General features: G+C 50.3%; 14 protein-coding genes. 10 read left to right on the top strand and 4 right to left on the bottom strand.

Features of this window, described 5'->3' with window-relative positions:
* Positions 1-18 precede the first annotated feature (18 nt).
* Entirely contained in the window at positions 19-1,242 is a 1,224-nt protein-coding gene (locus C7R94_RS01950; RefSeq protein ID WP_106778237.1) for an amidohydrolase, read from the bottom strand.
* 16 nt (positions 1,243-1,258) lie between these two features.
* Positions 1,259-2,494 carry an amidohydrolase gene (locus tag C7R94_RS01945; protein ID WP_106778236.1) on the bottom strand — a complete coding sequence of 412 codons (1,236 nt, stop codon included), beginning with the start codon at positions 2,492-2,494 and terminating at the stop codon, positions 1,259-1,261.
* 180 nt (positions 2,495-2,674) lie between these two features.
* On the opposite strand from C7R94_RS01945, the gene nikC reads away from it, so the two are divergent.
* The 10 genes from nikC to C7R94_RS01895 all read left to right on the top strand — a co-directional run bounded on the left by nikC (position 2,675) and on the right by C7R94_RS01895 (position 11,908).
* A complete protein-coding gene (gene nikC, locus C7R94_RS01940; RefSeq protein ID WP_106778235.1) occupies positions 2,675-3,574 on the top strand; it encodes a nickel transporter permease in 900 nt (299 codons plus the stop codon).
* Positions 3,575-3,587: 13 nt separating this feature from the next.
* A complete protein-coding gene (gene nikB, locus C7R94_RS01935) occupies positions 3,588-4,508 on the top strand; it encodes a nickel ABC transporter permease (protein ID WP_047070888.1) in 921 nt (306 codons plus the stop codon).
* Positions 4,509-4,520: 12 nt separating this feature from the next.
* The gene (locus C7R94_RS01930; RefSeq protein ID WP_048031874.1) at positions 4,521-5,543 is read left to right on the top strand and encodes an ABC transporter ATP-binding protein; all 1,023 of its coding nucleotides are present in this window, start codon (positions 4,521-4,523) and stop codon (positions 5,541-5,543) included.
* A 2-nt stretch (positions 5,544-5,545) separates the two neighbouring features.
* Positions 5,546-6,541, top strand: a complete 996-nt coding sequence (locus C7R94_RS01925) for an ABC transporter ATP-binding protein (protein WP_106778234.1) — start codon at positions 5,546-5,548, stop codon at positions 6,539-6,541.
* A gap of 95 nt (positions 6,542-6,636) precedes the next feature.
* Positions 6,637-7,425 (top strand): sensor histidine kinase, encoded by a 789-nt coding sequence (locus C7R94_RS01920; RefSeq protein WP_106778233.1) that lies wholly within the window; start codon positions 6,637-6,639, stop codon positions 7,423-7,425.
* A gap of 4 nt (positions 7,426-7,429) precedes the next feature.
* Entirely contained in the window at positions 7,430-8,134 is a 705-nt protein-coding gene (locus tag C7R94_RS01915; protein WP_106778232.1) for a response regulator transcription factor, read from the top strand.
* Positions 8,131-9,459 (top strand): sodium:solute symporter family transporter, encoded by a 1,329-nt coding sequence (locus C7R94_RS01910; RefSeq protein WP_047070881.1) that lies wholly within the window; start codon positions 8,131-8,133, stop codon positions 9,457-9,459. Before C7R94_RS01915 ends, C7R94_RS01910 begins: the two co-directional genes overlap by 4 nt.
* Before the next feature lie 22 nt (positions 9,460-9,481).
* Positions 9,482-10,375, top strand: coding sequence for a DMT family transporter (locus C7R94_RS01905; protein WP_106778231.1), 894 nt, complete (start codon positions 9,482-9,484; stop codon positions 10,373-10,375).
* Positions 10,376-10,510: 135 nt separating this feature from the next.
* Complete coding sequence (locus C7R94_RS01900; protein WP_106778230.1) at positions 10,511-10,957, top strand: hypothetical protein; 447 nt, start codon at positions 10,511-10,513, stop codon at positions 10,955-10,957.
* Positions 10,958-11,029: 72 nt separating this feature from the next.
* A complete protein-coding gene (locus C7R94_RS01895) occupies positions 11,030-11,908 on the top strand; it encodes a phosphotransferase family protein (RefSeq protein WP_106778229.1) in 879 nt (292 codons plus the stop codon).
* On the opposite strand, the gene C7R94_RS01890 is transcribed toward C7R94_RS01895, so the two are convergent.
* Both C7R94_RS01890 and C7R94_RS01885 read right to left on the bottom strand, forming a co-directional pair.
* Positions 11,905-12,738 (bottom strand): carbohydrate ABC transporter permease, encoded by an 834-nt coding sequence (locus tag C7R94_RS01890; protein ID WP_106778228.1) that lies wholly within the window; start codon positions 12,736-12,738, stop codon positions 11,905-11,907. The genes C7R94_RS01895 and C7R94_RS01890 overlap by 4 nt on opposite strands.
* Positions 12,738-13,688: a carbohydrate ABC transporter permease gene (locus tag C7R94_RS01885; RefSeq protein ID WP_106778227.1), complete on the bottom strand. Its 951-nt coding sequence runs from the start codon at positions 13,686-13,688 to the stop codon at positions 12,738-12,740. Before C7R94_RS01885 ends, C7R94_RS01890 begins: the two co-directional genes overlap by 1 nt.
* Positions 13,689-13,705: the final 17 nt, after the last annotated feature.

The following is a 13,705-nucleotide window of genomic DNA, read 5'->3' as shown; positions in this document are numbered from 1 at the left end:
TTCTATTTAAAAGTAGTACTACCACTCACCAGCTACCCTGTTGCCTTGGAAAAGAACGACCTTGCGCTTCGCACGTCTTGCAACCGCTTCTGCTGAACATGTCGCTTCGACCGCCATCAGGCTCGCCTCATCTCCTAGCAATGGCCACAGGCGATTCCCGGTTTCATCGAGAGTGATCCGCCCTTCTGTCACGAAGCCGAGTGCTACGCCTAACGATCTTTCATCCGTCAAGCGGAAGCGTTCAGCCAGTCGTCCTGCTTTTTCCAACAAGTCTCCACTGCCAAAGGGTGTCCAGTTGTCTGTCAGGCTATCGTTGCCGAGCATGACAGCAACCCCTTCTTGATGCAGCAATGGAATCGGAATGGTCGGGCGATTGATCGGAACGGTCGATGCAATGGAGATACCTAGGGAGGCGAGTCGTTGTGCCAGCTCTCTGGCTTCTTCCTGCGAAACATCGCCTAATCCCATCGCGTGACTAATCGTGACACGTCCCTGCCAGCCTGCCTCTTCCGTCAGAGCAGCCAGGCGCTTCATCGTAAACACGCCGAGATGCCCCGGATCATGCAAATGCATGTCAATGTCGGCATCTGCTTCGACTGCCAGCTCTAGTATCGTTTGCAGGGAACGCTCGATGTCGCCGTCTACTCCACCCGGATCGACGCCGCCTACATGAGTGGCACCTTGACGCAGCGCCTCACGTACCATGTCGCGCGCTTGTGTACGTAGCATGCCATAATGCGGGAAAGCAACGATTTCGTGGGAGACACGGTCTGCATACGTCTCAAACGCATTCTTCATTCCTTCCAAAAACCCAAGACCAACCTGTGGGTCCACATGACAATGCGTTCTTACATGCGTAACCCCTGTTTCCACCAGCAGCGAGAGAATATTTTCTGCTCCTGTCTGAGCCTGCTTGAGATACTTCGGCAACAGCCCTCTGTCCTCAGCGTGGCGTTCGAACAAGTTTTTTACGGGAGTTGTTGCCTTCCACGGGCCGCCGTAATACGTTTTTTCCAGATGAATGTGCTTCTCCGCCATAGACGGCAAGATCAGTAAACCCTTCGCGTCCTTTTTAGGCAGCCCATCCTCCAAAATCTCACTGGAAGGGACAATGCGTGTGATTTTTCCATGCTCAATGAGCAAATCGCACAGCTCTGTCCGCGTTCCACTGATCACGCCTTCTTCCCACTCATACCCGATTTCCAATCGAGCGTTGACGATCCAATAAGGAGAAGATTTCACCGGCTTTTCCCCCCTCTTAAACGTTCACTTCTTCCACTTGACCAGAAGCGAGCTTGCCTTTGAAGAATACAGCGTGTCGATCTGCACGGCGCGCGATCGCTTCTGCCGAGCAGGTCGCATCCACGAGGACCAGGCTAGCGTCTTCCCCTTGTGCAGGCCACAGCTGTGTTCCGTTGGCATCCAGCGTCGTTTTGCCACCTGTGATAAAACGCAGCGATTGAGACAGAGACAGCTCGTCCAGCCAACGATTGCGTTCTGCCAGTCGCCAGAGGCGCTCCAGCACATCGCCATTTCCGTAAGGCTGCCACGTGTCAAAAATGTTGTCGCAGCCGACCGCAACGTCTACGCCATTTTGGTGCAGCAGCTGCACAGGTGGAATCACGCGGCTAAATGGCACGCTGGTGATGATTGTAATGCCCGCTTCCCGCAGGATCGTCGCCATCTCTTCTGCTTCTTGAACAGGGATATCTCCGAGCGCAAACGCATGGCTGATTGCTACGCGGCCTTGCCAGCCAGCGTCTACGGTCATAGCTGCCAGTCGCTTCATCGTGTAAGCACCCAAATGTCCTGGGTCATGCAAATGCAAGTCCACACCTGCGTCTGCTTCTACTGCCAGCTCCATCATTTGGTGCAAGGATTCTTCTATATCGCCATCTACATTAGCTGGGTCTACGCCCCCTACATGAGTCGCACCTTGGCGCAATGCCTCACGCAAGAGTGCTTTTGCGTCTGTACGCAACAAGCCATGCTGCGGAAACGCCACGATCTCGTGGGTGACTCGATCCGCGTAGGTTGCTAATGCTGCTTTAACTGATTCCAGATTGGAGATTCCCACTTCCGGGTAAATGTCCACATGTGTGCGCACGTGCGTCGAGCCATAGGACAAGAGGATCTCCAACAGATTCTCCGCACGCTCTTGTGTGGTCGTCGGCAATCCCGGCAGTGTGCGCTTTTCAATTTCGCAGCGCTCAATAATATTGGACACAGGAATGACGGCCCGCCATGGTTCTCCCAGAAGCGTCTTGTCCAAATGAACATGCTTCTCTACGAAAGACGGGAGTGCCAATAAGCCTTTTGCATCCTTTTGTAAAATACCGTCTGTCAGCTTTTCTGTCGCTGGTACAATACGCGCGAATTTTCCGTCTTTTACCAAAATGTGAAACAAGGATGCCTCTGTCCCCGTGACGACACCATTTTCCCGACGGTAGCCCGTCTCCAAACGAACATTGGTCAACCAATAGGTAACGCCCATCCATTATCCACCCTCTCTTTGTCTCTCTCCATTCCTTTCTCCCCCATTATCTAGGAAGCCGGAAGACTTGATTTGCACAATCTTTACGTCTATTTTCACTATTTTTACGACTTGTTCAAATTGCCTTTACTTCGTACATTTTTCTGATAACTTTGACGTAAGCAAAGGAGGGGTTACACCATGAAGGTTGAGATCGCACCAACCAATCAAGCTCTTCCGCCGAAAGCAGCGGCTGCACGCCCTAGCAAATGGCGGACTTTTTACAGGAAACTACGAAAAAACAAACTTGCCATGGTAGGCGGCTGTATCGTGATTTTTTACATCGCGATTGCCCTGTTGGCGCCATTCATCGCTCCCTACGATCCATATGAAATTGACTTGGTTAACAAGCTGAAGCCACCATCTGCTGAACACTGGATGGGTACCGATGACAAAGGTCGGGATGTACTGAGCCGTCTTTTATACGGAACACAGCTTTCGATGTCCGTCGGATTTGTCGCCGTCTTTATTGGTGCATTTTTCGGAATTATTCTCGGCTTATTATCCGGTTATTACGGAGGCTGGGTAGATACAGTTATCTCCCGTATCATCGATGTCCTGCTCGCCTTCCCGGGAATCCTGCTTTCTCTGGCTATCGTAAGTGCTTTAGGGCCGAGTCTCTTTAACGTTATGATCGCCGTTGGTATTTTCTCGATTCCTGTATTTGCACGGATCGTCCGCGGCTCAACCTTGACTGTGAAAAAACTGGAGTACATTGATGCGATCCGCTCACTCGGTGCCAATGACTTCACAATTATCTTTAGACACATTTTTCCAAACATTTTGTCTCCTATTATCGTTCAGGCAACGATGCGCCTCGCTACCGCGATTCTTTCCGCCGCTGGCCTTTCGTTCCTCGGACTGGGAGCACAGCCTCCTCTGCCGGAGTGGGGCGCCATGCTCAGTAACGGACGCGACTTCTTGTTTACCGCTCCACATCTGGCCATGTTCCCTGGTTTCGCAATTGCAACTCTTGTTCTCGGCTTCAACATCTTTGGGGACGGCCTCAGGGACGCTCTCGATCCACGAATGAAACAATAGGAGGGAATGCTACATGTTTGTTTACATTACCCGTCGCCTTTTGCAGATGATTCCCGTCCTGCTCGGTGTCATTCTGGTCGTCTTTTTGATCATGCAAATGGTTCCTGGCGACCCGGCTGTATTGCTTGCTGGTGAAGGCGCTTCTGAAGAGACGATTGCGAAAATGCGCACACAGCTCGGCTTAGATCAGCCAATCATGGTTCAATACGTGCAATATGTCGCCAACGTGTTCCAAGGCGATCTTGGTACATCACTTCGCTCTAATCTTCCAGTGTGGGATGAGATCATGGCGCGCTTGCCCGCTACTATCGAGCTCGCCGTTGCCAGTATTTTTGTAACGGTTGTCCTCGGGATGATCGCAGGGATCATCTCTGCTACCAAGCAATACTCTGCTGCTGATATTACGATCATGGTCATTGCCTTGCTCGGTGTATCCTTGCCAAGCTTTTGGCTCGGCTTGAGCTTGATCTACACGTTCTCCGTCAAGCTGCAACTCTTCCCGGTCGCAGGCTGGGGCACCTGGAAGCACATGATTTTGCCAGCGATCACACTCGGTACCGCTGGGGCCGCCATCGTTGCTCGTATGACTCGCTCCAGTATGCTCGACGTCGTACGTCAAGACTACATCCGCACAGCGAAAGCAAAAGGCTTGCGTGAAACAGTCATCATTTACAAGCATGCTTTAAAAAATGCGTTGATCCCGATTATTACCGTCGTTGGCTTGCAATTCGGTTTCCTTTTGGGTGGTACGGTTCTCGTAGAATCTGTCTTTGCCATCAACGGCTTGGGTCGTCTGATCGTCGATGCGATCCGCATGCGTGATTTGCCTGTCGTACAAGGCGGCGTCCTGATCGCTTCCATTATCTTCGTGTTCGTGAACCTGCTCGTCGATGTATTGTATCGCTACTTTAATAAACGAATTGATCTGAATTAAGGAGGGATCACCATGCCGGAGCAACAAGATATCATCCTGGACGTTCGCAATCTGCAAACGCATTTTTTCACAGAAGATGGCGTCAGTAAAGCAGTGGACGGCGTTGATTTCTCTCTAAATAGAGGAGAGACACTCGGTCTGGTAGGAGAATCGGGCTGTGGAAAAAGTATCACTTCCCTCTCCATCCTCCGTTTGATTGCCAGTCCTCCGGGAAAAATTGTAGGAGGAGAAATCCTTTTCAAAGGGCAAGACCTGACGAAAAAATCGGAAGCAGACATGCGCGCGATCCGTGGCAACGAGATTTCGATGATTTTCCAAGAGCCAATGACCTCGCTTAATCCGGTGTATTCGGTGGGGGAGCAAATTGCAGAGGTATTGCGCCTCCACCAAAACATGGGACGTAAGGAAGCATGGGACAAGGCTGTAGACATGCTGCGTCTGGTCGGTATTCCTTCCCCGGAAAAACGCGCGACTCAAGAGCCGCATGAATTGTCTGGGGGTATGCGTCAACGCGTTATGATCGCGATGGCTCTCGCCTGCCGCCCGGAAATTTTGATCGCGGATGAACCGACGACAGCTTTGGACGTTACCATTCAGGCTCAAATTCTCGAGCTGATGAAAAAGCTGCAAGTCGAAATGGGCATGAGCATTATCATGATTACCCACGATCTTGGCGTCGTTGCTGAAACATGCGATCGCGTTGCGGTTATGTACGCGGGAAAAGTCGTAGAGTATACGACTGCACAAAACCTGTTCGCGAATCCACGCCATCCCTATACAGTAGGGCTGATGAACTCCCTCCCCCGTCTGGATGAGGATGTAGAAGAGCTGCAAGCGATTAAAGGGAACGTTCCAAGTCCGTTCAACATGCCAGTTGGATGCCGCTTCGCTCCACGCTGCCCGCATGCAACAGAGCTGTGCAATACGAAGCTTCCTGAACTCTTGGAGTATGCAGACGGAAGCAAAGTTCGCTGCTGGATGTACACGTCTGAGTGGGACGGCGACACCAAGACTGCTACGGAAGTGGGGGTATGACCATGATGACAACACAAACGAATCCAACGAAAAAACCACTGCTCGAGGTAAAAAATCTCAAGCAGCACTTCCCGATCAAAGGCGGCATTTTAGGCCGTACCGTCAACCATGTAAAAGCCGTGGATGACATCAGCTTTACGATCCATGAAGGAGAAACACTGAGTATTGTAGGCGAATCCGGTTGTGGCAAATCCACTACCGGTCGTGCCATCCTCCGTCTGGATGAACCGACGGGCGGAACGGTACTATTCGAGGGACAAGATCTGCTGGCGATGTCCAAGAAGCAAATGCGCGACATGCGCAAGCATTTGCAGGTCATTTTCCAGGACCCATTCGCTTCGCTCAACCCGCGCCAATCGGTATCCGCTATTCTCGGGGAAGCGTTGGCGATCCAAAATATCGTACCTGCCCATCAACGCCGCGAGCGCATTATCGAGCTGCTCGGCTATGTAGGCTTGCGTCCGGATCAAATTGACCGTTTCCCGCATGAATTCAGCGGCGGACAACGCCAACGGATCGGGATTGCCCGTGCCCTCGCGATGCAACCGAAGCTAATCATTTGTGACGAAGCCGTATCGGCACTCGACGTATCCATTCAGGCTCAAGTGCTGAATCTCCTGAAATCGTTGCAAAAGCAATTCAAGCTGACGTATTTGTTCATCTCCCATGACCTCGGCGTCGTTCGTCACATCTCGGATCGCGTCATGGTGATGTACCTCGGAAAAGTGGTAGAGATCGCGGATAAAAAGTCGCTGTTCGACAACCCGCAGCATCCTTACACTCAGGCACTCTTGTCTGCGATCCCGGTGCCGGACACCAACAAAAAGCAGGAGCGGATTATTCTGCGCGGAGATGTACCTTCTCCCATCAATCCACCACAGGGCTGCCGCTTCCATACGCGTTGCCCGTATGCGATTAATCGCTGCAAAACAGAAGTACCAGGACTCACGAGCTTGCACGACACACACCAAGTAGCCTGCCACCTTGCCCAAGTCTAATCATAGAGAGATTAAAATTTTCTAAAAACGCAAGAGATCACGAAGCAGCATGATATGATGGTAACTGCAAAATCTATCCATACAGAAGGGATCTCATGATAAGCTTTGAAGGTTTCACATTGCTCATTCTGCTGTTTATTTTGGCTCCTATCATAGGAGCTATTGCTTTATTATTTCTGTTCATTTTCGAGAAGCGGATTGATCTGTTAGAAAACAAGAATCTGAAGATTGAGCTGGAAAAAGAGTTGCAGCAAGCTCTCTACAATCAATTGAATCAACAAATCCAGCCTCACTTCTTGTTTAATACGCTAAATGTCATTTTGAGTCTGGCGCGATTGAACCGAACGAAGGAACTGGTGAGAGCGCTCGAAGTCCTCTCCCAGTTTCTCAAATTCAAATACAAATCCACAGAGCCATTGATTTCATTGGCGCGGGAGATTACGTACACGGAGCAATATTTGGAGATTCAAAAGCTGCGTTTCGGCGATCGGCTTCGGATTCAGCTAGATTGTGCAGAAGATCTCTTGCAAGCATCCATTCCGCCATTCGTCTTGCAGACGCTTGTGGAAAACGCATTTAAGCATGGATTGGAACGAAAAATGGGCGAAGCTATTCTAGACATCCGCATAAGCCGAAAAGATGACGATGTCCTGCTTACGGTCATCGACAACGGTTCTTCCGGACTCACAGCATTCCAGAATGAAAGTGAGATCGAAACTGAACAGCCACATGAGGAGAGCGGTCACGGGTTGGACAACATCCGCAGGCGGCTTCACCTTTGTTTTGGTGATCATGCACATCTGGAGCTCGCTCCGATATCCGAGGGAGGAACTCTTGTATCTGTCAAGTGGCCCTGTACGTATGAACAAATCGATCTGAGGTGAGAAGATGAACGTACTACTCGTGGATGACGAACCGTTGGAGCTGGATCAACTCGAGTATTTGATTCAGCCCATGTTCCCCTTGTGGAAATTCTACAAGGCCGCAGATGGCAGTCAGGCCATGGCGATCAGCCAGAAGGTTCCTCTTCATCTCGCCTTTCTGGACATTAATCTTCCGGGGAAATCCGGGCTGGTGCTTGGCGAAGAGCTAAGAGCCCAGCACAAAGACATCGAGCTCATCATTGTAACGGCTTATCAAGATTTTCAATATGCCAAGCAATCGATCCGCCTCGGTGTCGTGGATTACATCACGAAGCCCGTCATTGAGAGCGAGCTGGTCGACATTCTGAAAAAATATCAGAAGAGTCCTGCCCTCTCCGCTTACACCCGAATTATTTCCGATGCGATGAACATCATCCATCAAAAATTCGCGGAGAAGCTGAATTTGGCTGATCTGGCCGCAGAGGTCCATATCAATCCTACCTATTTGAGCCGCCGTTTTCATGAAGAAGTGGGCGTCTCATTCTCTGAGTATTTAATGCAGTACCGCATTCAAATGTCGAAGAAGTTTCTAATCGCTCATCCTGATTGGAGCATATCGACGGTTGCCGAGCGGACTGGCTTCAACAGCCAACACTATTTCAGCACCATTTTTCGCAAGGTAGTGGGGAAAACCCCGAAAGAATACCGGGACAAGGGGAATGCCTCTTGACCTACTTATCGTTTCGCGAATACGTGGTCGGTGCTGCAAAGATCGGCATTGGGCTTGGGGTCGTCTCGATCCTCGCCCGCTGGGTAACCGGAAACACGATATTCGGTTCACCGGAAGCACTCGTCAAATACGGGATATTTGGCGGGATCGGCTTCGCTTTGATGGGAGCATTTGCCCTTAGTATGTTTGGACTGCTTGGGCGCAAGGTCCGGCGTGAGTTATCAGAAGGGATGACCATCGGGGATTACATGCGGGACAAGCTGCATCCGTTTGGTTACTGGCTAATGATCATCATCCTTTTGATTACGACGATTGAAGCGATGTTCGTCCAGGGAATGGCTGGAGGCGTATTGCTGAACATCTTGTTTGGCTTACCGATCCCTCTTGGCTTGCTCTGTTTTTTTGGATTTTGTGTGCTATTTGCAGGCATCGGGGGAATCCGCTCGATCCATCGTTTTGCCATCGTGCAAATTGTCATTACGTTTGCGGCCATCATCCTGATTCCCGTCTACTTTTTCGTCGGAAAGGGTGTCGAGCACGTCTATAACGGACTGCGTCTTTACCATCCTTACCTTCTGGTGCTCAACAACAACGAGGGTCTTTTTTTTATCATAACCGGGCTGTTGATTGGGTTTGGCCAAGTGTTTGTCGATCAGGCATCGTGGCAGCGGCTCTATATGATGGAAGAGAAAAAGATCGTCCCTACCTTTCTGGTGTCCGGGCTCATTTTTGCCACCGTACCCCTGGCGTTTTCCTCGCTGATCATCATCGTCCTTTTTACGGGCGGCTTTGATGATATCTACTCGCTGTTGTTTGATCTCGTTCGCAAGATTGACACGATGATCTTGCTTGTATTATTTGTCCTCTGTGCCTTTGGTGCGATCATGTCCGCATTTGGTGCAGGTCTTCATTCCATGATCAGTCTGATGGTCAACAACGTCTATCAACTGTTCCGCCCAGACGCTTCGGAACGGCAAAAAATCCGTTTGGGCTACAGCCTTGCCATTGCCATCGGTGCGCTTTCATATGGTCTGACGATCTACTTCCAGCCGACCTTGCTGGATTTGCTGTTCTTCTTTGGCATTATGTATGCCTCGCTGTTTTTGCCTGTCGTCGTCATCGTGTTGACGAAGGGAAAAGCACCTACATTCATTTTGATCAGCGCAGTAATGGGATTCGTCGCAGGCTACAGCAGCCGGATGTACGTCGATCCGATGATGGCAATCTGGATTGCCTCCTTATGTACAGCTCTGGTCTTAACCGCCTACTTGTGCATGACCTGGCTATGGAAACGGTACATCCGAACGCCGGATCACACTCGCTGACCCACAGGAAGGAACGAATCCTATGCTACGCTCCTACTTGCTGCTCATTTTTTGCGTAACCGCTTGGGGCAGCAATTTCGTCTTCGGGAAAATGCTCGTCGCCGAGTTTTCTCCGCTCTTTTTGTCGGCTATGCGTCTCTTGTTTATCGTGTTGTTTCTGCTCATTTGGTCCAGAGGGCGGCTGAAAATGCCAAAGCTCTCTCGAACGGACTGGCTCTTGCTCGCGATACTGGGAGTTGTCGGCGTATTCATCAACCAGTGGTCCTTCTATAAAGGGCTCGTTACAGCTGATCCGACAACCTCCGCCCTGATCCTGGCATTGACGCCGATTACAACTGCTCTCTTGGCTGCCTTGTTCTTGAAAGAGTCGCTGACTGGCCGCATGGCAATCGGTTCGGTGATCGGTACATCAGGTGTTTTATTCGTCATTTATACAGGGGCAGAGCTGCATTTTGATGTCGGTATCCTCTGGATAGTATTGACGATGCTGACGTTCGCTACCTCGATCATCCTCGTCAGGTTGTTGGGACATCGACTCCCTCCACTCGTGACGACGCTCGTATCCAATTTGATCGGCTTCGGATCGATGCTGCCTTTTGTCCTGATCAGCATCCCTGCGGCCACGGTAAGCACCAGCCTTTCATCCTGGTTTCTCTTGTTTGTCACCGCTGTCGTCATGCACGGCATTGTGACCTTAATCTGGAACAGCCAACTACAGAAGGTAGGCGCTGCCAAAGCTGCGATGTTTGCCAATCTGGAACCGTTTATTGCCATGCTTTTCGGCTTATTATTGCTGGCAAAGCCTGTAACAGCCGTACAGTTTTTCGGTGCGATTCTCATCATCGCGGGTGTGACCTTGACCACAACCTCCAAAGAACCGCATGTAAAGAAGAAGCTCTCCTCGTTTTCATCGTAAGCAAAACAGCTCGCTGCACTTTTCATAGTAAAACAGTCGGAATTGTAGTTGAGAAGTACAATTTCATTGTTTTATACTAGAAGAAAGGCTGGCGATGTCTGTGCCGTTACATCGTGATAAGAGGAGGGACAGTCCATGTCTACCGTAAAACTATCCCAGTGGGAAACGATGCTCTTAGAGGCAGCCCGTGCCCATGGATTCGTCGATGAAGAAATCATCCACAAGCTGAGAAAGGGTGACCCTGCGCCTTTTTCGGACGTGGAGGGCGGCAAGTACGATTACACCCATCTCTTTGAACTGTCCAAAAATGATCCCCTTACGCTGGAAGTTGCTATTCGCGAAGGCTACCAGATCAAGTTCACCACGTTTAACGGGATCAAGTTTTTGCTGAACAAACGCTACAACATCCAAGCGGAGCGTGACTATCAAGTCGAGGAAACAGCGCTGCACCATGTTCGCTTACGAGACGATGCATTGGCATGGATGCGCAGGACAATCTCCCATAACTGGCGAATTGTTGAACTAGAAAAGCTCGCAGACACCAAAGAAACGCTCGTCAGATTTGAACTGGCAGCATCGTAAATACGAAAGAGCACTTTCCTTTGGGGAGAGTGCTCTTTTTTCGAAATGCGGGGTATTGGAAGGAGAATCATGATGACAACGCAAGCGTATATCCAACACATTCAAGCAACGTATCCAGAGTTGACCATCACTTCCGCCTACTTTAACGAGATGGGCCAAAACAATGATGTGCTCATCGTCAATGACGCGTATGTGTTTCGCTTCCCTAAATATACCGCCGGAATCGAGCAACTGAAGGTCGAAACGAACATTTTACGTACGGTAAAACCATATCTCTCCCTGCCGATTCCGGCTCCAGTCTATTTGTCCTTGGCCGAGGAGACACCTGGGCGGGTGTTTGCCGGATATCCTCTACTCGAAGGTGAGCCTTTTACCCGAGAAGCTTTTCAAGCAGCCTCTCGTCAAAACGCGGTACCGACTGTCGCTACCCAGCTGGCACAATTTCTTCATGAACTGCACCAGCTCCCCGTCTCCTCCTTGCTCCCGGAGCTTATCCCTGGTGATTTTGACATGGCCAAGCAATTGACAGAGCTGTATGAACAGATTGTTTCGCAGTTGTTCCCAGCCATGCGTGAGCAAGCCAAGAAAGATGTGGCAGAGCGCTTTGAAGCATATCTGTCAGACCCTGCTCACTTTGATTTTCAGCCTTGCCTGACTCACGGAGATTTTGGCACAGGGAATATCTTGTACTCCCCAGCAAAACAACGCATCACAGGCATTATCGACTTTGGCGGCTCTTGTGTAGGCGATCCTGCTTACGATCTCGCAGGACTCTGCGCGAGCTACGGGGAATCGTTCTTGCAGCATTTCACCCCGGTGTACCCCCAGCTTGAGCAGGTGATGACTAGGATGAGATTTTACCAGAGTACATTTGCCTTGGAGGAAGCGTTGTTCGGTTTGGAAAACGACGATGAGACAGCGTACCAAGCTGGCATGCGGGACTACCTCTAGCCTTTTACAGCCCCCTGTGTGAGCCCTTCCACCAAGTACTTTTGGCAAAACGCAAACAACAGCATCGTCGGGATGACTGACAGCACCGTAGCCGCCGACATCGCTCCCCATTCGATATCGTATTTTTTGATGAAGGCATTCATCGCGACGGGAATCGTTTTGACTGACTCTTCATCAATGAACAGAACCGCCATAATCAGCTCGTTCCAGCATTGAACGAAGGCGAAAATAAATGTGGCGGCAATTCCGGGGAGCATGATCGGGACGATGACGCGAAACAGGGCGCTCAATCGGGAACAGCCGTCCATCATCGCCGCTTCCTCCAAGGCATTGGGTATCCGTTGGAAAAAGCCGGACATGATGATCGTACAAAATGGAATGAGCATGACCGTGTAAATGAGCATCAACGAAAACAGGCTGTTTAAGATGTGCATCTTGGACATCATCATGTACAACGGCGCCATGCCTATGAACATCGGAATCATTTGGGTGACGAGAAATCCGAACATCACCTGACGCTTGCCTGTAAACGAAAAGCGGGCCAACACGTAACCGCCGAGCATCGCAATGAACACGACCATAGCCGAAGCGACCAAGGAAACGAGAAAGCTGTTCCAGATGTACACCTGAAAGCGGGAAATCTGAAAGATCTCCAAGTAGTTGATCAACGTCACCTGCTCCGGCCAATATTGAATCGGGAGCGAAAAGATTTCCTTTTGACCTTTGAGCGACGTAATGATAATCCAATACAGCGGGAAAATCGCGAACGCAAGAAACAAGGTCAAGACAATCGCTCTGCCAGTCCTCCACCCTAGATGTTCACGGTGCATCAGAAGTCCCCTCCCTTCTCTACTTTGGTCGCTTTCACGTAAAAGATCGTGAACAACATCAAAATCAATACGATGATGACACCCACTGCCGACGCTTGCCCGTAGTCTTGTCCAAAGATGACCTTATCGATCATGTAGGTAGCGAAAATATGCGTGGAGCCTGCAGGAGCTCCATTCGTCATCGCGTAAATAATGTCCGGGAAGTTGAGAATCCAGATGACCCGCAACAGGATCGTCACCAGCATCGTAGGCATGATAAACGGCAGTGTCACCCTCCAAAACTGCTGAATCCGCCCCGCTCCATCCATCGCCGCCGCTTCGTACAGCTCCTCTGGGATCGATTGCAGGGCAGCCAGAATCATGATGGCAAAAAACGCGACGCCATACCAAATATTCGCGATAATGACGGCAGCCATCGCCCAAGTTCCATCTGCCAAAAAGGAGATCGGCGCATCGATCAGCCCCATTTTCAAGAGCAAATCATTAATGACACCAAACTGGGCATTGAACATCCACCGCCAAATCAGCCCAATCAGAAAGCCAGACATCGCCCATGGAAAAAAGACAAATGCCTGGTAAATCCCTCTCCCGCGAAATTTTTTACGCATCAAGAGGGCCAGCATAAAGCCAAACAGCAATTGAAAGACAAGGGAGAAAAACACCCAGTAAAAGCTGTTCATGGCAACACGCGGGAAGTCTGGGCTTGTCAGTACGTTTACAAAGTTGTCCAACCCGATGAACTGAATATTCATCAAATCAAAGAGCGTGTAGTTCTGAAAAGACATGATGATTCCACGCACGAGTGGATAATACGTAAAGACGGAAACAAACAAAATGGCGGGCAAGAGGCACAAAAATATAAAGCGACCTTCTTTGGAGATCCGGAACGATTTCTTCCCTTCCGGCACAACCTGCTTCGTCGTCATGACGATGGGTTTTTGCGTGTCCAAGCTACCATCCCCCCACG

It is taken from the genome of Brevibacillus sp. NRRL NRS-603 (assembly GCF_003013445.1).
Classification (GTDB): domain Bacteria; phylum Bacillota; class Bacilli; order Brevibacillales; family Brevibacillaceae; genus Brevibacillus; species Brevibacillus formosus.
Note: the sequence above shows the minus strand (reverse complement) of the source record. Positions and strands in the feature narration are given on the sequence as shown.